Annotated in this window: 17 protein-coding genes and 1 pseudogene; 6 read left to right on the top strand and 12 right to left on the bottom strand. The window is 57.5% G+C overall.

From position 1 onward, the window contains the following. Positions 1 to 149: 149 nt before the first annotated feature. Positions 150 to 1,865 (top strand): phage integrase family protein, encoded by a 1,716-nt coding sequence (locus B0G76_RS41580; RefSeq protein WP_120298523.1) that lies wholly within the window; start codon positions 150 to 152, stop codon positions 1,863 to 1,865. A 172-nt stretch (positions 1,866 to 2,037) separates the two neighbouring features. Then, positions 2,038 to 2,307 (top strand): DUF1488 family protein, encoded by a 270-nt coding sequence (locus B0G76_RS41575; RefSeq protein WP_120298522.1) that lies wholly within the window; start codon positions 2,038 to 2,040, stop codon positions 2,305 to 2,307. A gap of 1,351 nt (positions 2,308 to 3,658) precedes the next feature. Here B0G76_RS41575 and B0G76_RS41570 read toward each other — a convergent pair. Continuing rightward, positions 3,659 to 3,940 (bottom strand): annotated as a pseudogene (locus B0G76_RS41570) (IS6 family transposase); the annotation flags it as partial. 314 nt (positions 3,941 to 4,254) lie between these two features. Between B0G76_RS41570 and B0G76_RS44485 the strand changes: the two are divergent. Beyond that, positions 4,255 to 4,626 (top strand): hypothetical protein, encoded by a 372-nt coding sequence (locus B0G76_RS44485; RefSeq protein WP_259460998.1) that lies wholly within the window; start codon positions 4,255 to 4,257, stop codon positions 4,624 to 4,626. Positions 4,627 to 4,747: 121 nt separating this feature from the next. Here the strand turns inward: B0G76_RS44485 and B0G76_RS41560 are convergent, their stop codons facing one another. Next, positions 4,748 to 4,933, bottom strand: a complete 186-nt coding sequence (locus B0G76_RS41560; protein WP_120298521.1) for a hypothetical protein — start codon at positions 4,931 to 4,933, stop codon at positions 4,748 to 4,750. A 1,082-nt stretch (positions 4,934 to 6,015) separates the two neighbouring features. Here B0G76_RS41560 and B0G76_RS41555 point away from each other — a divergent pair. After that, positions 6,016 to 6,999, top strand: coding sequence for a GlxA family transcriptional regulator (locus B0G76_RS41555; RefSeq protein WP_120298520.1), 984 nt, complete (start codon positions 6,016 to 6,018; stop codon positions 6,997 to 6,999). A 453-nt stretch (positions 7,000 to 7,452) separates the two neighbouring features. Continuing rightward, positions 7,453 to 7,761: a hypothetical protein gene (locus tag B0G76_RS41550; RefSeq protein WP_120298652.1), complete on the top strand. Its 309-nt coding sequence runs from the start codon at positions 7,453 to 7,455 to the stop codon at positions 7,759 to 7,761. 231 nt (positions 7,762 to 7,992) lie between these two features. On the opposite strand, the gene B0G76_RS41545 is transcribed toward B0G76_RS41550, so the two are convergent. From B0G76_RS41545 to B0G76_RS41530, 4 genes are all read right to left on the bottom strand, one after another. Continuing rightward, the gene (locus B0G76_RS41545; protein WP_120298519.1) at positions 7,993 to 8,724 is read right to left on the bottom strand and encodes a carboxypeptidase regulatory-like domain-containing protein; all 732 of its coding nucleotides are present in this window, start codon (positions 8,722 to 8,724) and stop codon (positions 7,993 to 7,995) included. Between the two features lie 19 nt (positions 8,725 to 8,743). Then, entirely contained in the window at positions 8,744 to 11,122 is a 2,379-nt protein-coding gene (locus B0G76_RS41540) for a YjbH domain-containing protein (RefSeq protein WP_120298518.1), read from the bottom strand. Positions 11,123 to 12,403: 1,281 nt separating this feature from the next. Next, positions 12,404 to 12,706 (bottom strand): hypothetical protein, encoded by a 303-nt coding sequence (locus B0G76_RS41535; protein WP_120298517.1) that lies wholly within the window; start codon positions 12,704 to 12,706, stop codon positions 12,404 to 12,406. A 672-nt stretch (positions 12,707 to 13,378) separates the two neighbouring features. Continuing rightward, entirely contained in the window at positions 13,379 to 13,867 is a 489-nt protein-coding gene (locus tag B0G76_RS41530; protein ID WP_120298651.1) for a GDP-mannose mannosyl hydrolase, read from the bottom strand. Between the two features lie 519 nt (positions 13,868 to 14,386). Here B0G76_RS41530 and B0G76_RS41525 point away from each other — a divergent pair. After that, positions 14,387 to 15,760 (top strand): UDP-glucose/GDP-mannose dehydrogenase family protein, encoded by a 1,374-nt coding sequence (locus B0G76_RS41525; RefSeq protein ID WP_120298516.1) that lies wholly within the window; start codon positions 14,387 to 14,389, stop codon positions 15,758 to 15,760. 1,047 nt (positions 15,761 to 16,807) lie between these two features. Here the strand turns inward: B0G76_RS41525 and B0G76_RS41520 are convergent. The 6 genes from B0G76_RS41520 to B0G76_RS41500 all read right to left on the bottom strand — a co-directional run bounded on the left by B0G76_RS41520 (position 16,808) and on the right by B0G76_RS41500 (position 22,591). Then, positions 16,808 to 18,133, bottom strand: a complete 1,326-nt coding sequence (locus tag B0G76_RS41520) for a hypothetical protein (RefSeq protein ID WP_120298515.1) — start codon at positions 18,131 to 18,133, stop codon at positions 16,808 to 16,810. Between the two features lie 91 nt (positions 18,134 to 18,224). Further along, the gene (locus B0G76_RS41515) at positions 18,225 to 19,817 is read right to left on the bottom strand and encodes a hypothetical protein (protein ID WP_147394164.1); all 1,593 of its coding nucleotides are present in this window, start codon (positions 19,815 to 19,817) and stop codon (positions 18,225 to 18,227) included. A gap of 84 nt (positions 19,818 to 19,901) precedes the next feature. Further along, complete coding sequence (locus B0G76_RS41510; RefSeq protein WP_120298513.1) at positions 19,902 to 21,203, bottom strand: glycosyltransferase WbuB; 1,302 nt, start codon at positions 21,201 to 21,203, stop codon at positions 19,902 to 19,904. After that, positions 21,200 to 21,598 carry a hypothetical protein gene (locus B0G76_RS44480; protein WP_259460997.1) on the bottom strand — a complete coding sequence of 133 codons (399 nt, stop codon included), beginning with the start codon at positions 21,596 to 21,598 and terminating at the stop codon, positions 21,200 to 21,202. The genes B0G76_RS41510 and B0G76_RS44480 overlap by 4 nt, the downstream gene beginning before the upstream one ends. Continuing rightward, on the bottom strand, positions 21,552 to 22,031 hold the full coding sequence (locus B0G76_RS44475; protein ID WP_259460996.1) for a glycosyltransferase family 2 protein: 480 nt from the start codon (positions 22,029 to 22,031) through the stop codon (positions 21,552 to 21,554). The genes B0G76_RS44480 and B0G76_RS44475 overlap by 47 nt, the downstream gene beginning before the upstream one ends. Continuing rightward, positions 22,028 to 22,591, bottom strand: a complete 564-nt coding sequence (locus B0G76_RS41500) for a putative colanic acid biosynthesis acetyltransferase (protein WP_120298512.1) — start codon at positions 22,589 to 22,591, stop codon at positions 22,028 to 22,030. Before B0G76_RS41500 ends, B0G76_RS44475 begins: the two co-directional genes overlap by 4 nt.

The following is a 22,591-nucleotide window of genomic DNA, read 5'->3' as shown; positions in this document are numbered from 1 at the left end:
TATGTCGATGCGCACATGCCCCATCGCTCACAAGGGTGTCCGCACACCAATCCGTGAAGATGCGTTTGCAAAAAACGCATCGCAAAATCCGGCTATAAAGATAAGTTTTCTTATCTAAAGGTGTCTGTTTTCAGGCTAAACTTGGGCCTATGAAAACACGCCTCGCCCTGCCCTCCGCGCCTGCTGCTGACGTTGAATCTTCCGAGTCCGGTTTTCCCGGTGCCGACGAGCTTGCCGTGCTGCGCGCGTGGTACGCCGGGATGTCTGTGCGGCAGGCCGTGGCGCGTTACCTGCCCTCCGCACTCGGTGGCGGGAAATCGGCGCGCGGCATGCTCGGGCGCATCCGGAGCAAACTGCTGGACATTGCGCGCGCGGCCCATCGCGACGATCTCGTCGCACGCCTCACTCATCCGATAGCGGGACGTGAGCAGCACGCGAAAGGCGTGGCGCAGGCGATCGATGTGCTGCGCACAGCGCGCCCTCCGGAACCCCAGACCGCCGACGACGTCGCGCAGTGGTTTTCCCCGCGCGTGGTGCGCGTGCTGCATGCACACGGCATCAGGACACTCGCCGATCTCACGGTGCGCATTCCGCGCCGGCGCCAATGGTGGAAGGCCGTGCCGGGACTCGGCATGGCGAGCGCCCGTGCGATCGAGTCGTTCTTCGCCGCCCGGCCCGCGCTCACGGATCGGGCGCGGGCGCTGGTGGCCGCGAGCCGGCGCGGCGACGTCGTGCCGTGGGAAACCCTCAAGCTGCCGCACGAGGTCGACGGCTCCGCCGGCACGTTCCGCGCACCAGCAGCCACCTGCACGCTCGACGCGTCCAACGACTACGAGGCCGTGCAGACGTGGCTGTCCCTGCATGAGTCGCCTGCCACGCAGCGGACTTACCGCAAGGAAGCCGAGCGGCTGATCCTCTGGGCCATCGTCGAGCGCGGCCGCGCGCTGTCGTCGCTCACGACCGAGGACGCGATCGCGTACCGGACGTTCCTGCGCCATCCGGCGCCGCGGGGACGCTGGATCGGCCCGGTGCGCCCGCGCACGTCACCGGACTGGCGGCCGTTTAACGGCACCCTGTCGGCGCGGTCGGTCGCGCACGCGCTGTCGATTCTCGGCGCCCTGTTCCGCTGGCTGGTCGAACAGCGCTACGTACTGGCCAATCCGTTTGCGGGCATCAAGGTGCGCGGCGGCAAGACGGCAGCGGCGCTCGACGCGTCGCGTGCCTTTACCGACGGAGAATGGGCACTGGTTCGTACAATGGCCGACGGGCTGGAATGGTCTCACGGCTGGACGGTTCCGGCCGCGCAGCGCTTGCGGTTCCTGCTCGATTTCGGCTTTGCGACAGGTTTGCGCGCGAGTGAGCTGGTCGGCGCGACGCTCGGCCACGTCGAGACGGACGCACGCGGCGAGCACTGGCTGCGCGTCACCGGCAAAGGCGGCAAGATGGCGCGGGTGGCGCTGCCGCCGCTCGCGTGGGACGCACTGGCCCGCTATCTGGCCGGGCGCCAGTTGCCGACTACTACGGCGCGCTGGCGGCCGCACACACCGGTCATCGGCAGCCTGGAAGCGGACAGTGACGCGGCCATCAGCAGTGTGCGGCTGTGGACCGTGCTCGAGCGCTTTCTCGTCCTTGCCGCCAATGCCATCGAGGCCGATCACCCGCCGCTCGCTGAGAAGCTGCGCCGCGCGAGCCTGCACTGGATGCGGCACACCCACGCCACCTACGCGCTGGGGCACGGCGCCGAACTCACCACGGTGCGCGACAACCTGCGGCACGCTTCTGTCTCCACGACCTCGATTTACCTGCACAGCGACGAAGTGAAGCGCGCGCGACAGATCGGCGAGGCTTTTACCATCCGGCGGTGAGAGTAACCGCTCGTGTCACGGACGCGCCTGTCAACAGCCGTCCGTTATGCCCGCCTGCGCGCTTCGCGATGCCCCGCAGCCTGTATCCTGATGCCACCGGCAATCGCCAACCTCATCAGAACGATACGCATGCCGCTTTACGCGCGCAAACGACAACGCCCTGAAACCAGCCATGGAAAAACCTGAATTCGAGCCGCAGATTCTGGCAAACCGGCAAGGCGTGTCATTCCGCCTCGTCAGAGGGCAGACCCTCGTCGAATGCATCATCACGACGACAGCACTCGAGGCCCACTTCTGGCTCGAAGACAAGGCCGACGACCTCCGGATCCTCAGGACCTTTCGCGACGGATACAGCCGCATCCGCGCGATCGCTGAACGCAAGCAGCTCGCGCACCCGGGCGCACGCGTCGAACTGACACCTGACGATTTCAGGCGCTACTGATCAAGGCGGGCAAGGCAGGTTACATCCTTCTGCCAGACGGGGTTGCGGCGAAGCTCAGCGAGAGGCCGTGAGCGCTTGACCGTTAGTTGCATCACAAGCATCGGACGCCTTGAGTACGCACGGGCTGCTGCGCTAACTCTGGCGCATAGCTGAAACGGAAAAAAGACGGACGTTGCGGCTGCGCCTTGTACCGAGCCGTTCGCCTGCGACGATAAGCTGCCGTGAAAAAGGTCCGTTGCGGGGCCTATGAGCCTATGAGCGACACGCCGCGATGCGTCGCGTTCGCATGGCGTCGACTGGAGATCTGCGTCTGCCCGTCAGCAGTCTGAGGCGGAGCACATTTCGGTTTTTCTGAAGGACGGTCATCGAGGCCGTGACGGTTTTGCGCGTGACACCGACGCGCAGACGAACCACCTATTCCTCCCTGAACGATAGCTCTATGCCAATCCCACTCTCTGCCGACGATCGCGTTTCTCGCGATTCGGAGGGCGGGTAACGGAGCAGTCCGGTCCTCGGCGCCAGCTTCCCGAGTGCGGCATTTCGGCCATAGCGGACGCTCAGCTACCGCCCTCATCGGGCGGCTGCACGCTGCTAACCGGCCTTTTGTCGGGTGCGCCCTTTTTTGCGCTTTTAGAGCGCTCTCACGAAAGTGCGGACTTTTTTGTATGTCGATAGTTACCCATAAACCGCTTTGAAATCAGCGATCTAGAGGACGTTTTCGGAACTTGCCGGAATGCCCGGGAAGCATTGACTGGCGGAAGGCAGCCGATTCCAACAGATGCTCGCAAAGCCCCGCCAGGTTTGGATTCCACACGCCCGAGCCACGACGTACCCACCACCCTACCCATACTTCGTGGCGACACACCAAGACCAGCATTTAATCTGGTTCCCGTCGGAACAGTCGGCCCCATCTAAGAACCTCAGATACCCTCAATTGGGTTTGAAGCCAGATCTTTTGGCCCATCCTGCGATGGGTTCTGCGGCCCCGAGTAGCATTACAGTGTCATTCGCTGGAAAGCCACGGCTGAAACCAGCCCGGCTTAGTGCTGTGTGGGTAGAATCGTTGCCGGTTGATCGGAAAACCGGCGATACTGCTTTAGCAAGACACGGATGCCGACCACGTCGCATTCCGCGAGTCAGCCACAATGTTGGCAGCGCGGCAACCCGGAAAGTGCGAGGGTATCTATATCTGCGCCATCCATCAGGTCGACTGAGTCCCATATCGCGCCGCCGCACGGCTCACCGTATTGCGGAAGTTGGTCGAGCCGTGGCACTGCACGAACCGCTCTTAGTCGAAACCGGCTCTCCGGAAATGACCATCGACGTTGCTCGTGAAGACAAATGAACCGTGGCGAGTGTACGTCTCGCCCGTCCGCCAGCTCTCGCCAACCGGCCGCTCGCGGCGGCGAAACGCTTTCTCCAGCGCCGGCAACAGCTTGATGGCCCAGCGATGCACCGTCGAATCCACCAAGGGCACCTCCTTCGGGGCGTGATCGACCGAAACGCCGCGCTCAGTCATCATGTCTTCGGGGTGCCGCAGGCTCAGCGGATAGGCCAAACGAGTCAGGAGCACGTCGAAGGGATAACGCAGGCGTTTGTCCACTCGGACCGGTGCGGGATTCAATGTCCTCATCGAGCTTTCAGCCGTTCAACGTGTTCCGCACATCATCACGGACCGCCTCTCTGCCACAGAACCCCGACGTTTAGCCCTGAGGAGGGAGCATTTGGCCCCCTCTCTTCAGGACGGGTCTGCTCTCATGCCATGTTCGGTCAACATGTTGACCAATTCCGCCGCTTGCGTCCGCCACATGTTCCGTTCGAATAAGCTCCGCTTCGGTCTTTCGAGGGGGCTTCTCTGAGGCAACCCCACCCCTCGATCTTTTAACCTGCCGCTCCCTTGGGCGGCAGGTTTTTTTTCGTGGACCTCTTCTGTACCAGGCGGTATGGATGACGTCGGGAACTACTCGTGTGGAGGTTCGCGAAACACCAGAGATACTGTCGCTCAGGAAACGAGATGATCAGATCGGCACACACTCTGGACAGTCAACGATTGCGACTGCCGTCCACGGCGATGGACGATCAGTTTCGGCGGGAGAAACGCAAGACGCTTTCGAGGAACGCATGCAGTTACCGAACATAGACAATTTCATCAAAGACCGGGAGCACGGCGTCACGTACAACATTTGCGCCTATCGCAAACTTTCAAGTCAAGAGATGGCGCGCGCAATGCAAGTCTTCATTCAGCAACAAGGTGGGCGTCAACCGAAACCAGGAACAGTCGTCAAGATATTTTCCCTGGTTGGTTTTGGCGACCAGTAGTCATCGTGAAGCGCCGGACGCTAATCGACGGACATCGAGTACGCCCGCAATCGCGAGCCACGCGGCCAATTGTGCCGCAAGCTGTGGAGATGTCTCGCTTGAGCCCTGTCGACGATGTCGTCTAATCGAACATTGACAGCAGATCAGCAATGTTCGTGTTAGGGAGCCGCTTGGCAAGCATGTCCCAAAAGATCACATCGCGCATCGCGCTGGCATCTTCGGCCGTCTTCCACTCGCGCGCACCGACGATCGAATCGGCCGTTTCGCGAGCCGCGGAAACAATTGTCTGAATGTCTTGTTTGTGCATGAATCCGTTAACGGTCGCGCGCAGAGCTTATTTAGGTTCACGCGCAATCGTTTGCTAAAAATTTTTTATCCCCGCACCCTCGCCCGCAACGATGCCAGTGCGGCAAACGACTTAAACATCACATGACACAAGCGTTCCCCGTGCGCAAGTCGGCGGGAAACGCCTTTCGTGAAAATCCGGCCGCATCGCAAACGAACGCCTGCTGAACGGCAGCAGACCACATACGCCAAAAAAGCCACCATTCGGCCGCTGGTGTTGCTCCAGAGTATTGACCAATCCGCAAGGCGATCGGCACGTTCAAAGCCCGCGGCCCGAACGACGCCAAGTCCCACGAACCCTGATCGTTAGATTCCGGCGTGACGGCAAAGTAGAGTCGGCTCGCGAGGTATCGCACTGAGTTAACGTGCAGATGCACCCTATCCCTGGATGTATCGTGACGCAGTACCTTCGAAATCGGCACACGGTCGCTGCCATACGGCGTAGCCGGGCAACGACACGCGTGGCGCGCCTTTGCAAGCGCGTATTCTGAGCGACCGACCAAAATTTTACATCTTCCCGTGTGTCGCACCGTTTTGAGGCGTTTTTCGGAAAACTTCTGTCCGAAACGACCAAGCAGCTGGACGTCGCCCCGCGAATGGCCTGAGGCGTCTACTTTACCGGCGTCGGCAGTGGTGTTTTGTAAAAGCCTACGACGCGATATAGCGAATGCACCAGGTTGGGTCGACATGGCTCCAAATAGAATTACTTACGAGATGTTTCGCTTGCAATGGTCAATTCAGCGATTTTGACAAACAATTATTGGCTACCACATATAAATATAAAACAGATCCGCTATACATTCCGTCTCAATTTGGTGATATATGCACTACGCATATGAAATATTGCCAATTCACCGGTTAAAATCACAACCCCAGCAAGGCTACCAACTATCTCGCCGCTCAGTGTCCTCAACAGCCAATGTATTGGCTAATTCGGCCATTAAATACTGGTAAGAGAATCATATGTATAGGATGATCCAATAAGAAAAAGACAGAGTCTTGGGGAGAAGACTTTGCAGACCACATATTTCCGGGGAAAACTAAATGGATTTGGTACATACTCTGCCGCGCATCTCGCGGCAAAGTGCCGCGCCGATGCAAACGAACGCTTTGACTCGCATCGACATCGCGCTGTTCAACGGATTTGCACTGCCTACGGTCGCAGCAATCATCGAAATCTTCCAGAAGGCAAACTCGCTCGTCGCCGCGCAGCGATCTGGCAGTGCACGCTACGACGTCTCGCTGCTTTCCGCCGCGGGCGGGCGCATCGCCAGTTCGTCATCGGTATTTGTCTGGACCGACGACGTCCAGTCGCACCGAGGCACGAACCAGACACATCTGTTGTTCATCGCCGGCGGTGCGGGCGTACAGCAGGCGTGCCGCGACGAGCGGTTGAGCAACTGGCTACGCCGCAGGCATCCGTTCAGCGAGATCGTGCATCCGATCGCAGAAGGCCTGTTGCTGCTGCAAGCGGCCGGGCTGCCCAGTCGCTACTGCCCGCTTCTCTATGGCGGCAACGAAGCGCACGGCCTGTATCCGGCGAAGTCGCTGACGGAAGCGCCGGGCGCCGTATCCACGGCGTTACGCATCGTCGAGGAGGATCTCGGGGCCGATTTGGCGCAGCAGGTTGCAGAGTCGATCGCGCCCCAATCCAATGCACCGTTCACCTCGTCGGTCACGCTTGGCGCGGCGCCGCAAATCAGCGAGAAGATTCTGGCGTCGGCGCGCTGGCTGGAAGCGAACGTCGATCGTGCCATCTCGATCGACGATGCTGCGCAGGTCGCGGCGATGAGCGAGCGCAACTTCCTGCGCCGTTTCAAGAGCGAGATCGGCATGACGCCCTCCGACTATCTACTCCGTGCACGATTAAACATGAGTTGTCGGATGCTCATTGAATCGCGTTTGCCAGTCGACAAGATCGCGCGCCGCTGTGGTATCAGCAGCGGCGGGCAGTTGTCGAAACTCTTCAGAAAATATCTGGCGACGACACCGACGGACTATCGGATGCGCAACGAAGTGGCACTGTAGAAGGCCTCAAGCACAGGTGCCGGATCACCGGCACCAGCCCATTCCGGGGAGCACTGCGGCAGCCCCTAATCCAAGCGGACGCCACAGATTGCCCTCGCCAATTACTACCCGTGACAGTCTGCCGAGACGAATGAGTCCCTTCGCAGTCGCGTTGACAGTCAAAGCAGACACGGCCAACACGACCGTAGATATTGAAAAGCAGGGCCGCGCACGGATAACGCGCGCCCGTTTTACTGAACGTAGCGCTTGACTATATCGGCCAATATAGTGGTTCATTCAGCCGTGCTTTCATTGTCCCGGGACGGTTTCGATAACATCAAAACCGGTCAACTCATTTCTGAATTCCGAAGACTGATTGTCCTGAGCGGCCGGCATTCGATGGCAACGTTCGAATTGGCGGCTTTCAATTTCAGATGGTTCTGGTGGTTTAACGTTCCAGGTGAACGGGAAGTTATGGGCGAGTTTATTCCAGAGTATTTGCTCCGCGAACAGGCTGCTGTGGGTGCGCTTGTATTGTTCGGCGTTCTGCGCGTTGTCGCCGCTGCTGTCGCTTTCGAGAAAGGCTGGCGCATATCGGTCACGCAAGGTTATTGCATTGTGATCGCAGCGTTCTACTGCCTACCTCAGCTATTTGATCTATCCACGCACATGTACGGAATGCAGGCCGCTGCTGCGGCCGCGGTGCTCGAGGGTAAAGCAGCGGGCTCTGCGATAGCACTCTTTTTCGCGCCCATTCTGAGTCATAGGCTCGGCTACGAATAGTTGCCTTTCACGTCTCAAGCCCTTGTAGTTCCGTTCATGGATATTGGCGGCAGAATCGCAAAGACCCTCGTTATCCAATCCAGACCATCGCGATACGAAGCCTCAAATACCCTCCAGGCTTGTTAGAGCGATTTCGTATTGGACAAAGGTTCTTTAGCGAGCGGCCGGCCCAGTTCCGTTGAGGACCTGAACCGGTCCGGCAGCCCGATTCTCTGCTTCCGCGCGTGAAAGCTATTTCGTTGTGGTTCCCGTGCCACCGGTGCCGCCCGTCCCACCCGTTGCTCCACCGCTGTTACCCCCGCCGGAGATCGGCGCTGCCGCCCCCGCCGCTGTCGCAGCGGCTGTCAACGACGCCGCTGGCTGACCATTCGCGGTAATCGCGCCAGCGGTCAGCAAAGTGTCCAAATCCGCATCCGCGCCGGGCTGCCCTGGCGTGAACGAAACCGTCAAGAACGAAGATGACGAAAGCGTGATCCCGTACCGGGTCTTGATCAACTGGGCGACTGCCGCCTCTGCGTTCGCGATTACCGTGCTGTTGGACAGCGCACTCTGAAACGCTGTGTTGCTCGAGATTCCCGACAGCAATCCGCTAACGGTGGTTCCGAGCTGCCCGGCCAGATAGCTCAAAAGCAATTCGGTCAAGGGCGTCACGTTGTAAGTGCCCGCGCTGACCGCAAACGAATGGAGCGCGGTGGCGCCGCTCGACGCAGTGATCGCACACGGTCCGTCAAACTTAAAAGTCGCAGAATACACGCCGTTTGCGTTAGCCGTTGCACTCCCCGTACCGTTCTTGCAAGTCAGGACAATGCTTGCGTTTGCCATCGCTGCGCCCACCGCAGCCGTACCGCTCACCGTCGCGCCCGGCGAGTCCCCGCTGCCACCGCATGCAACCAGCGCACTGGTCGCAAGCACTATCGATCCGAACTGCAGCGCGCGCTGCATAGCGCCGTTTAGAAGCTTCATCGCCTATCTCCAAAGAAAGTCATTCACAATTGACCGGCACCATCGCCCGTCCGTCGCTTACACCCTGCAAACCGTTTCCGCAGACGCCATGTGAAAGCGCCGCGCCCGTGGATACAGCAGGCACACTCACTTGCGACTTCGGCTTTGTTTCGTCACTACCAGGCCGCCCGTAACGCAGATACGCATCACGCATCCGGTAGAGCTGAGTGGAGAAGTACTCACCGCTAAAACGGCCCTGATTCAGCAAGTACTGCTGTGTGCTATACGGGAACGTCATGTTCTCCGTCGCATTGGTCGTCAGATAATTCGTCGATCCCACTCGCGTGCGGAAATCAAGCCCAAACTCTTCAGAGCCGTACACCTGACTGATCCCCGGCTTCATCCCCTGACGCAACGTCAGCGGGAAGCTGATTGCGGCGCCCACAAACGTGCCCTGCCCGCTATGCTCGCCATGCACGCTCACCGAAACATCGTCGAACCAGCGCGTCAGTGTCGCGACCGGCCCTTTGTCTCCACCCACAAAGCGCGCCACGCCCGCTTCGATCCACAACTTCCAGGACGGCTGCACCCAGCGGTAAGTCAACTCGGCATTCTTCTCACTCGGCAATTCGTCATGGCCCGGCTCATGGTGCAAATAGGCAAGCCGCAAGCGAATCAGATCGGGGCGCCCCGGCACGAACACGGTTGTTTCGTTTTGCACGCCGACATACGAGTAATCAAACTTCCCGACCGATGCCACGTTGAACACTTGCGGCACGATCCAGAAGCTTTGTGCCAACGCGACTGCATTCAGGCCGCCGCGCAAGCGGTAATTGCTGAATACGCGGCCGTCGTCCATGTTCTTCGTGTTGTAGATCGGTGCGATATAACTGGCGTACAACTCCGCGCCACGCCACAGCGGCACGAACCCTTCAATGTTGGCGCCGAGCGAAATGTCGAAGTTGCCGTACTCGGTTCCGTACAGGTAACTGACGATCGGTTCGATCTGAATCCGCGTCAGTCCATGCGTGTGCTCGTTGCCATGCCATGCGATCGAATCCGCGTCGTAAGTCGGACGCGTGCGCATCGTCATTGACGCGCTTGCAGCCGTCGGCGCACCACCCGCAACGAACTGCGCAAACGCATCGCGATCGACAATGACTTCGCCTAACGGCTCATTGGCCTTCTTGATCACCACATGAATCTTGTCCGTGCCGTGCGGTGCATTCACACTCGCCACCCCAAGCACAATGCCGAGCGCGTCGGCTTCGTTCTGGTTGTATCGGTGGTTCTCGTACTCAACCACCAGATCGCGACCGCTCATCCCGACACGCACACGCTCGAGGCCGGCTGCAAAGAGTTGCGCGGCGATTTCGTCAAGCGCGGAGGTGTCCAGCACTTCCGGAATGGTGGGTGATTGCGCATCCGACGATTTGGCCGCCGTCACATCACTCAACATCACAGACGCATACGACTGCAGCGGCGGCACATACGTAATCGGCGCTGCGGCCAGCGGGTTGGTGTTAGCGGTAGCGGCACGCATGTCCACCGGTTGCAGGCTCGCGAGGCGAATCGGACCGTCATCGTCGGCGTCCGCAGTCTGCGCGACCGGCACTTGCGGGCCCGCGCACAAACCGTCTGCACAACGCGCACTGCTAAAGCGTTTGCCCAGCGGAATCTGAATGCCCACTGAGAACGACGTGCGCGGCGACACACCATCCGTCGAGCGAATCGAACGCATGAACGTACCAATCACGTTCGCATCGGCTAGCCAGCTAATCCGCGGAGACTGATAGCGCACGCCGGCATAGGGCGTCTTCGAATCGTCTTCTGCAAGCAGCGACAAACCCGTGTTCCACAGCGAGACCTGCGCGCCGCCGAACAAACCATCGAGGCGATCGCCCTGGCCATAACCGGCGGTCAACGTCACCGGTCCAAAGGCTTGCGACACCACGCCGTATTTCGAACGGAAGAAATGTGTCTGGCCGCTGACATCCGTCACACCGAACGCAATGCTCGGTTGGTACTTGAAGAACTTCGGCACTTCTACTTTAACGTCCGCCATCAGATGACGAAGAACAGTGCGATCCTCATTCGAAAACGGAACGTGCACGATAGCCGGATAGTTTGCTAGCCCAGCAGACAATTCCACGTAGGGCAACAAACCCACAGCGCCCCAGTAAACCTGCGAACCCGTCGCCTGCTTTCCGTAGCGCGGATCGATGTAGTTGTTGTACTGCGCCTCCACCGTCTCTTCCGGCAGTGCAAACGCATAGGGAATCACCAAACCACCAGCCTGCCCGAGCGCATTGAGTGCAGGGTCCGTCGCCTCCGCCGAAGCGGAGAACGCTAAAGCCGCAGCAAGCGCAAGCACGCGCGGTGCCGATCGGAGACGTTGTCCGCGCAAATTCTGAGTCATATTTTTAATTGCTTGTATCAGTTCGCGCTGCTGTCGACCAACCCGTCGCGATCGCAGCGATTACCAGCCTATCTTGATGATTGATACCCGACGTATCCATCGCCAGCCCACTCGCTAATACATCACGCCACGTTCAGTTCAGCCGCCTCGTGTTGTTTTTCGCTAATTCTGGACGATGCCTCTCTTTTCATCCCACGCGCTTTCACAAAGCCCTATGGCAGGATCGCGTCATAAGAATCTCCCTCGTATGTCGGGCTAATTTACCGAGCCAATAAATAAGCATACCAAATTAATTACGACGATCGTATTGGTTTATTTCAGTACGATGTGCCGATTTACTACGCTCCGAAATTACCGATTTTACGTTGATCAGCAAAGGATATTTAAATGTCTGTCGCAATAGTTTCCACGATTCGTGACAGCGCGGGAAAAAACTATTTAGATTGCAGTGCATCATATCCAGATTACTGCATGGCGGAATGCCACTGACGGAAAAAGCTAACATGTTGGCGGAATACCCCATTTCTCAACTCTATGCGAAGGGATCAGAGGTGAGTCTTCAAGACTGGATCTATGCCTTGTACTCTCCAAAATATGCCTAAATTTCTCCCGCTTATACCAATCTCTGCCCAATCCCTCCTCTCAAAGGACCTGTTCAGCCCGCCGGCCTCAATCTGCCGACTATTTTTTCCCTCACTAAACGTCCACCGCCGACCGATCAGCTTGCAGAGTCGGGCACTCACTTCGGATGGTTCGCCACAGCTTTTCACATGCGAGCCACTCGCTGATCATCGCTGTGCGTGACTACCAGCCGGCTTGCACTCAGCCCGCGCAATAGCAGCGAATGCCCGATTCGGACAAAATCTTAACTCTCACCGCCATTTGTGCGCCGCGCCATTCTTACCGCTCGATACTGGCGACTGGCCGATTCGAGGGGTTATCCCGGTCCGACGACACCCCTCGATTCTTTTTGCCCGCCGACACCTCGTGCGGCGGGCTTCTTTTTATCTCCTTGAAATAACGTACGCGATTGCGAGCGCTTCAAGCTGCCCCTGTCCACTCTCTCATCGCCGATGATCCCCCTGCAATTACTCGACGGCCAAGCCACGCCACTGAGCTAGCAAGTAGGTGTTGGACAGGGATACCGACGGCAGCGACGACGTGTCGTAGCCGGGGATAAAATGCAGCGTAAGCGTCGCCCTTCATCTCGCGCACTGCGCGGTGAGACGCCACACGGCCGTCCAGCGTTTGCCTCCATGACGCGCCGCGGTTGCGGTTCACTTAGGCGTGGCCGCCTTGTGTCACCGTTTCCGGCCTGATCGGCCACCCTAATACGCCGTTGGTCAGCACAACGGTTAGGATGCTCGGCCGAGCCGGTTCTTCGGCCGCAATCGTTGTCGCATACTCGTGCGCCGTTTCGGCATCCCCGGCTTCTACTGCGGCCCGGAATGCCTCGAGTTGGGCATTGCGTCGGATGTCCCCCTCGATGTTCGGAAGGTTCACCTCGATGAGGTCGATCGCTTCCCGATATTTGCCTTGACCACGCAGCGCGGCCGACTCCTGGATGAGTTCATTCTCCGTCATCGATCATTCCCCCGCTTACCAATCCCGTTTCCAATTAATTCCGCCCCTGTGAGTCCTGTGCGCTACCAGTACGCTTTAACCCTTTGCGGTGTTCGTGTCATTCCTTGACGACCGGCGCCCGGGGTTCGCCATCCCTTCCGTTGAAGTGGGCCTCGCCTCCAATTCACTGGCCACTAACGCCAGTTAGAGGGTTCCAGTGCGCGCCGAGAAAATACCTCGCCTTGGTCTCTCGAACTATTCTCTTTTTTCCTCCATCTCAACCGACTATCGGCCGGTGTGCGGGCATTTCGTAGACTTTTGCTTTCCGACAACAAATCGGTCTTGTTGTCCGCAGGTTCAAACATCTGACTACACGCATATTTCACGATGCGCGTTGTCCGCCCCCGCCCGACATTTCGACGATGGATCAGAAAAGAGCCCACGTATTGGGCAGGCAGGAAAGATGAGATTTCGAAGGCACAGAAGCACTCACCGAGGTCAATTGAGAATGGAAGTATGAGCGACCACCGGCGCGCCTGGAGCCAGGCTGGCAGATATCAACCAGACTCTGACGTTAGCGGACACAATAAATCTGGGATTCACCGCCGTGTGCATGCGTCGGCTAACTCTTCTGCCAACGAATTCGCCCGCTCGACGAAACAGTCGCCCCCGGATCCGAGGAGGGCGTCCATATCATATTGAAAAGCGGTCTCCGCACCGTAGCGCGGGACCACCGAAATAAACTTGCGTGTTCAGATGAACCTCCGCATCGGTCGTGATCTCTTCCTTCGTGGCCCAACGGTACGCTGTGTGTTGCAGGTCCGGCAGGCTCGCAAGTTCAATAGTGCCCCGCAGCTTGTACCCGAGTACAACGTAATGAGTCGAGATACCGGATTGACCACTAAAATTGTCCTCGTACAAATGCTCGTACACGCCAAGAAGGTCGGCATCGGCCCGTCTAAGGTCGGTTCGACCAAGTTCCTCGCTTGCGATCCGGTGAAAGGCGTCGTCAAGGCGCTCGTTCTTGCGAATGCGACCGCCTGGGACAAACCAGAAGCCTTGAGCGGGTTTGTTAACGCGGCGCCCGAGAAGATAACCGCCCATCTCGTTCTCGATGATAAGGTCGATGGCTACCAGTGGTGTTACATCGACGACATTCAAGAACATAAGGGTTGGAAGCATGGCCATTCAGCAGAAAATGATCGAGAAGAACGTTGTTACTAGAGAGGAACTCATGACAGATTGCGTGTGAAAGCACCGATCAACGCGCGTGCCCTGTGCCGGTACGTCTTCGAGATAGTTATCGCACGCATACTTCCCGCTCGTCGAATAGCCGTGCACATTCTAAGAAGGATACGTTGCGAGATTTGGCTCTGTCCGACAATCTTGGGACGTTATCCGACGTCTTCTTAGAGGCGCCCTCTCCACAAACGGCGCGCCATTCACCAGGCCTCTCCAATCGTCGGTTTCCAACTAGCGAAGCAGATACGCTCGTTTCGCTCCCGCCGGGCTCGACATGTCGATCAAACCTTGACGAAAAGAGAAATTACATTGTCGCCTTGCGCCAGGTATTCCCCAAACAGGTTTCGTTGAGTAACGATGCGAGCTCGTCGGACCCTTATGCCTTCGGACAAGCCGATCAGGCTAGCATTTACATGCCGACTCGCAGAATATTTCCACTTTCCACGCGCACCAGAATCCATGAAAGTCACTATCGTCGGAACAGGTTATGTCGGTCTTGTCACCGGAGCATGCCTCGCGGAGTTGGGCAATGATGTGCTGTGTCTCGATATTGATGCAGCGAAGATCGAAGAGCTAAACAGCGGCGGTGTACCCATCTACGAACCTGGTCTATCGGAAGTGATCGTGCGTAATCGCGACGCCGGTCGTCTGACGTTTTCCATTGACATCGCGAAAGGGGTTGCACACGGCGATATCCAGTTCATCGCGGTCGGAACCCCGCCGGATGAGGACGGCTCCGCAGACTTGAAGTACGTGCTTGCTGCTGCACGCAGCATCGGCCAGCACATGGACTCGTTCAAGGTCATTGTAGATAAGTCGACCGTGCCAGTGGGTACCGCGGACAAGGTGCGTGATGCGATCTCGGAGGAATTGGCGGCACGCGGCCACGATGCACAGTTCGCCGTGGTTTCAAATCCGGAGTTTCTCAAAGAAGGCGCTGCTGTAGAGGACTTCATGCGACCAGATCGAATCGTCCTGGGATACGATTCCGACGTCCCAGGGCTGCGCGCGAAGAGCCTGATGGAACAGCTTTACGCACCGTTTAACCGCAATCATCAACGCACCCTGTGCATGGATGTGCGATCGGCCGAGTTCACCAAATACGCGGCCAATGCAATGCTCGCCACACGGATTTCCTTCATCAATGAACTCGCGAACCTGGCGGATCGCGTCGGCGCGGATATCGAACATGTCCGGCGCGGCATCGGTTCTGATCCACGCATCGGTTACAGCTTCCTGTACGCTGGCTGCGGATACGGTGGCTCCTGTTTTCCGAAAGACGTGCAGGCGCTGATGCATACCGCCAACGAAAACGGCATGGAGTTGAACATTCTGGCTTCGGTCGAGTATGTGAACACACTGCAAAAGACGGTACTGTTTGACAAGATCAAACAGCACTTCAATAACGCACTTAATGGCAAACGCTTTGCCATTTGGGGGCTTGCCTTCAAGCCGAACACTGACGACATGCGAGCGGCAACCAGCCGGCAACTGATTGCAGCATTGATTCGCGGTGGAGCGTCGGTCAACGTGTACGACCCCGTTGCCCTTGACGAAGCCCGTCGGCGCCTGGCGGAAGACCTCGGCCCCGACGACTACGAGCATGTGACCTTTGCGAAAGAGCGCGACGTGGCGCTCCGAAACGCCGATGCGTTGGTGATCCTGACTGAATGGAAGGAGTTCCGCAGTCCCGACTTCGAGCAGGTGAAGGAAGCCCTCAACGACACGGTTATATTCGACGGACGCAACCTGTACGAGCCCAGTGTGATGAGGGATAGTGGCTGGAAGTACTACACGATCGGGCGCGATGCGGCCCACTCTACTTCCTGGTGACGTATTGGCCATGATTCGTAGTAGGCTCAATGCGTTTGCGCTGCTTCTCCACGGCATCGCGTGGGTCTGCACGTATACAGATGCAGGCCGACTGCAAGTTCGCGTGGGCGGCTTTGATCTGTTTTGGCGCCACGCTGCCGCTGCAGAGCAGCGCCGGCATTTTGGCCTGCGCATGGATAGGTGTTTCGTGAAAATTCCCCTGATTACTACAGTGGCGGCCGCGGTGGCTGTCATCACCTGCTCGTCGGCGTATGCGCAAAGCAGCCTGGGCTCAATGCGAGCCCAATATTCAAGCGGTAATCCGCCGCGCGGTGGGCAGGCGGGTTCGGATTCGTCCTTGAGTCCCCTGCTTGGATCACCTCCGGACTACGAGACGAACTATCTCTCAGGTGATGACGCATCGAGTTCAATCCGAAGCCAAACGTCCGCGCGCGATAGTCAAACGCGTAATACCAAGCCACTGCAGAGTGCTCACACTAGCCCCCTGTACGGCGCGCCCAAGGATTTCGAGGATAGCTACTCAGCGCACTTTGGAAGCCAGTCTGGAAAGATGGATAGCGCCCATCATTTGACGAGCTACGGGCTCGCGGCGGTTGAGGGTTTGTCGTCGCCTGGAGCAAGGAGCGGCGGGAGGGCTTCGGCTGGGAAGGGGACGTTGCGCCGGAGTACTGGAGGCGTACGCAGCGGTCAGTCGGGAAACAGCGATATGTCCGGCTCTCAGAGCGCTGCGCCGGCATCATCTTTCGTTACACGGACTGATTTATCTGGCGGCCGGGATCCGGTTACCAGCTTCTATAGGTCGCCATGGTAATTTTCTAGCGCGCGTCAGTCACGCGTCGCCGGAAAACGAATTAGCATATTCGAAGCTCCAATCCTGCTTTCCTCCATCATCCCGACATTAATGGGCGGCACGTTGGCGCGGTAGGTGCAACTATCGCCGCACATATGCTGCCGAAACGCCTGGCGAGAATTTCCGAAACCGGGCGCTTCTCGAGAATTGACCCGATATGCGTTACGGAAAGCCAGATCGCACAAGGACCTGAACTGCTATTGGAAGGCTGCCCCGATATTGGGGGTTGTTTCCAATACTCGCTGGGACGCCCTGTTGACAGTCTCCGTTTGACGCGCTATCGAAGTCCGAGCGTGCGCGGAGACAAGCAGACCAAGTGCGAGTCCATATATCAATCCCGAGTAGCGGGGTCCGAGCGGGTTCCCGCCGATAGTCGTTGCCAGCATAGCAGCCACCGTCATCAGATATCGGCCCATTTCTCCAACGGGGCCGGCATCTTCCAGCAAGCCGCGAAAGCGGCGATAAGCTTTAGTACAGCGGTACAAAACGTATCCCAGTGCCAAAGGAAGAGCGACACCAAAGAGGACTCCGCCAGCGAAGAGTTGGTATACCCAGAAATTGTGCCCAGCCGCCCAGGAGTGTATCGCTTCGAGATCGCTACGACGTGAAAACTCAAGCATCTGAAGGATGTATTTCTCTCCATAGTGAAATTCGTGCCCGTAGCCTCTGCCTATGATCAGTGATGTGACATCGGCTGTAACCTGAGAAACCTGATCATCAACTTCTGCCAGACGGCTGAGAGTCGTTGGGTCTTGACCGCTTTGCGTGCCCGCTGCGAAGAACAACCGCTGAGTCCAATGATCAAGTACGGAGGGAAATATCCAAAACGCACCCGCGGTGATCAATCCACCAAACCCTGCGATAGCGATAAACGTACGCAGCAGCGACTTCGCAAGATGACTTACAGTAGGAGCGGCGAGCCACGTTGCTAGAATAAATAACAAAATCGTGCCAACTAGCAAACTTCTTGTCACACTCAATAGCTCAACGATCAAAGTCGCCGCGAAGAACACCCCTGCCACCTTGGCGTGTTGTCGCCGCACGACAATGTCATAGAGCAGCATCCCTTGAAAGCCCAACAGAACCGGAGATACAACCTTGTACCGTACCTCATCAATCGAGCCTCCTGTCAACATTCCATAAGCGAAACTCGCAGCCATCGATAGCGCCATGCCGACGAAGATATAACGATTGAACGCCTTCAACCTGCGCTCGTTCCATGGGTGACAACCTACTAGATACGCGACTAGAAATAGAATGAACGGCAATATCACCCGAAGATAGTTCCCGATGTCGTTTCCCTGCACTAGCTGGGTGACTATGCTGCCCGCTACGGTCACAATTAACGCCGCAGTCACGAATGTTCGAAGCTGGGACCTGCCTCCAAATCGAGGGCCTGCAAGCGCCAGTAGCGCACCCGCGATTAGCGCAGGTGCAACGAGCAAGATCTGGAGCAAATGCCCTTGACTGTCATCTACATTCCGATAGTCGAACGCCAGCGGCAGCAGAAACAGCATTGTCATTAGCGATCCATTTTTCACACGCATGATTGCCCTTGTTACTACTTCATTTCTTGAAACAGATTGATCGCCCTATTGCCAGAAGACGACGAGTTCAAGGCAACGGCTCGTACCCGGTCATAATCCAGCCGGAAGCAGCGTTGGCATCTCGGCGCCATGCAAAGCGGATCAAGGTCTTGTCGACGCTCGCGACAAATTTCACCGAACTTCCGCATTGAATCGCCAGGTTGTTATCGCGGTTGACCGCACCGTACAATCGGACCACATAGTAGAGACCGTTGAACATGCTGTTCGCAGCATTGGGGAGCCGCAGCGTGCGCGGGGATGTGAATGGCGTCTCGAACGACAGAATATTCGGATCTCCAAGTGCCACAGCGTAGTCGGCATCCCCGAGGTTCCTCGAGACGCGATCGTTCTTGTACTGATCGAGGACCAGCGTGTCGCCAGTCGCTGACAAACCGTTGTCGCAGAGCTGCCATTTATGACCATCGAGCGACATGTTTCTAATCCGCATTGGGCCCTTGGCGCCACTTATCACGAAGACATCACCGTGCAACTCGGTTGCGGTCGCAACAAGGGTGTCGATTTCGAAACTCCCCGTCGGCCCTCCGATTCCCGTCGCGAAAAGCGTTATTGCACCCTGTTCAGAACGCAACACCATGGCATTTCCACCAATGTGAAATTGTCCGACTGTGACGTGTGCGCCTGCGCCGATTTCGAACAGGTTGACCGATCTTCGATAGACGCCGTTCTCGAGTTTTATCGCCCTGATCGAACACATACTTCCAGCTGCGATCGAGAAAAGTTGGGCGCCTTGCTGTGCAGCAATGAATTCAATGGTGTCCACAACCCAGTTGTAGCCACGAACGTCCTTGAAGACGGGACCGATCATACGGTGGCAATCTACGAAAAACCGTCCCCATCTATTATTCGGGACACCGTTAACGCATCCAGTCCACTGCATTGCGCCGGCGCTCAAACCACCTTCAAACACAAGTTCATCCCAGACACCACCCCAAGGCCCGCCAATGCCAGGCTTCACCTTGATTGCGTAGGATCCACGCGCGAAACGTAAGCCTGTTAGTGAAAACTCACACACCATCTGAGAAAACAGAATTGGGTTTGCGTTCTCGTGAGAAGCCGGCTGCTCGTTCGCGTAATCGAACTCGATGTTAGAGATGCGCCACGTGTGCGTTAGCGGCTTGGGACTATTCGGTGCAATATCGAGGATCGGTACGTTGTCGGTCGTCTGCAGAATACGGGTGCCCCCGGCAATGTCACCAATTATCGCCCACTCAAATCCGGCCGGAATGACGAGCGGCGCACTAATGCAATAGGTGCCGGCACCGAGTGTGCCCCGCTTCTGATTGGCCACCAGGAAATTGATCCAGGACTGTAGCGCTATCGTGTCATCAGACTTGCCGTCACCCCGCGCGCCACCCCGCGCACGCGCGCTGAAATCTTCCTGCTGGAGCGCCTCCAACCGGCTGCGAGAAGCGAGCAGTCCACTATGCTCAGCCCGTGCACCGTGCAATTTCATGGTGCACGCCAGCCCCATCCCGATTCGACCGATCCGCGATAGTGTCGTCCGGCGCGTCGAGTTCATTTTCAGCCAGCCGTCGGTGGATAGGCTTTGGATCGTATCAAGTCGATTCGCCAATATGCCGCGTTTGTCGGAATCTGCCAAAGGATCAGCCGAATAAACCACATCGTCTACCGCCTAGACCTGTTCAGAGATCGAGCGCCGCCGACCCGCTTATACAAAGCCCCCTCAAGTAAGAACCGACCGCCCCCTAACCCGATCGCACAGCATCTGAAACTTGCCATCGAGCCGTTCCATCACCGCCCGGCGCGACAACTCCGTCTCAGCGTAGGCGCGTGCAGCAGCGCCAAGCCGAGCCCGCTTGTCCTTGTCGTCTGCCAGGTTTTCTATCGCCGCCACCAGCGCCTCAACATCCTCTGGCGGAACCGTCACGCCCCGCGGAGACACCACGTCGAAGAGTTCGGTCCCTGCGCGAGCCATTGCGATGACGGAGCGGCCGCTTGCAAGCATGCCAGTCAGCTTCGAAGGCATGACCAGATCAGCTGCATCCGCTCGCTGCGGCAGGACATGGATATCCGCAACGTTGAGCAGATCGTTAAGATTCTCAAACGGCTGCAAAGAAAGAAATGTACAGTTCGCCAGATGCCCGCACTGATCAACAAGACTTCCTTTGCATGGCCCGTCTCCGCAAAGCACGAAATGGATGTTTTCTCTGTGTGCAAGAACAGCGGCCGCCTGCGCCAACACCTCGATACCCTGCTTGGCGCCCATGTTCCCGGAATACAGAACGACGACGGAATCCTCGGCGATATTCAGCGCCGTCCGGTACAGACTTGGGCGTTCCAGCGGAAAGATGACGTTCACATCGACCCAATTGGGTAAAGCAAATAATCGCGGGCAAGCCACACCTTTATTGCGGCCGTGCTCGATCATTTTCGCGGAAATCGTCGATACGACGTCGAAGCGCTGCATTAACCAACTTTCGACACCCAAGGCGAACCGCCTCAACCGCTTGCCTTTCAACATCCCAAGCTCGAAAGCCGCATCGACTTCATAGTCCTGAATGTGAAGCCACGTGCGAGCCTTTGTAAGCCTGCCGAACATCAAGGTAGCCGGAATGTTCATCAGACTCGGGGCAACGGCGATCACAATGTCGGGGCGCCACAGCAACTGTGCGAACACCGTCGGTAGACTCGCGACGGCGAAACTCGCGAGATGCAGGAGACGCTTCAACCCGCTGGGACGACTCGGCACCCACACGGGCGCACGCTGCACGCGCACGGCCGCATGTTGCTCAGTGCGATAGCGCCAGGCCGAGTGACCGGCACCAATCTGCCACTCCGGATAATACGGCGGCGCGCATACAACGCGCACCTCGTATCCTGCCTCGGCCAGCGATTCCGCCATCTCGGCACTGTACTTTCCAATGCCGGTGAGCTCGGGTGCATAGTTGAGGCCATAGATCAGGACCTTCCTGGAGGACCACCGATCGGCGGTGGCCGCGCTGGACCGGGTGAGCGAGTTCTTCATGCTTTCGGCGCCTTCAGACGCTCCTGCACCTTCAACACGATGAAATATTCGTAGATGGACTGCAACACGGCGTAAACGAATCCGGGTTTTCCATCCAGAAACCCCCTTCGAACCCCGTATAGCACAAAGAATTTGACCAGCGGGCGCAGCGGCAATTTGTAAAACAAGCCCTTTTGATGATAACGGCGCACCTGAAAATCCGCGGCCAGCAGCGCCTTCGACACCTTGAACTTCTCGCCGTTGCTAGCGTTGATCAGGAATTGGTCGGCCTCTAGTGAACTATACGAATTGTGCCGCGCCAGCCAGTGCGAGACACCTTTGCTAAACGGGTGATGGTCGAGATATCCGTCAATCCTGCCTGTCTTGCCATTGACCACGGTGACCGGATTCACCATCCGCTCGTACCGAATGTACGCCGGTTTTGAAAAGGCGAACATAGTAGGGCGACACCTGGACATGTTTCAGCCATCGCTCGCTAAAGAAGTCACGACGCTGTACCTCGAAAGCAACACAGTCGGTCGAGGAGGTGGCCATCTCGCGTACCGAACGGGCCAGATCTTTAGTCACGCGTTCATCGGCGTCGATATACAACACCCAATCGTGCTTAAACTTGATGTTGGCTAGTCCCCAGTTCTGGTGACTAGCCCAGTTATCGAATTCCCTCTGCGTAACCTTCGCGCCGAGCACCCTGGCAAGCTCAACCGTGCGGTCGGTGCTGTACGAGTCATAGACATGGATGTCGTCGCACCATTCGATAACGCTCTCCAGGCAGCCTGGAAGATCCTTTTCTTCGTTCTTTGTCAGAATTAGGACTGAGACATTGCTCATCGTTTTTCTCCAGATCCAGTTCGAATGGATATCTTTCTCGCAGGCATGCCTGCATATACCGTCCAGCTCTCGCGCAGACTGCGGGTCACCACCGATCGAGCACCCACAACAACCCCCTCAGCGATCTCCGCACCAGGGCAAATAAACGCTTCCGCGCAAATCCATGCCTCGCGCCCAATGGATATTGACTGTGCCGTGAGCTGAAACATAGGATCATTGAAATCGTGGCTGCCGGTGCACAGATGCGCACCCTGTGAGATCACACAACGTTCCCCCAGAACAATCTTTTCCATGGAGTAAAGCGTGACGCCGTTGGCAACGCCCGCAAGCGCTCCAATCGAGAGATTCCACGGCGCCCAGATCCTGACTCGCGGATAAATGTGCGCCCCTGCCCCGACCTTAGCACCGAACGCTCGCAGAATGCCTCGACGCCACGCATGACAGGGGCGAGGCGTCGGAAGAAAAAACGCTACGTAGACGATCCCCCATAGCACGCGTGCCACGCGATTTTTGAGCGAGAAGGAAGGAGCATTCTTGGAATCGACACCTTGCAAAATCAT

Source organism: Paraburkholderia sp. BL23I1N1 (genome assembly GCF_003610295.1).
In the GTDB taxonomy this organism is placed as follows: Bacteria; Pseudomonadota; Gammaproteobacteria; order Burkholderiales; family Burkholderiaceae; genus Paraburkholderia.
This window is presented reverse-complemented; position numbering and strand designations above follow the sequence as displayed.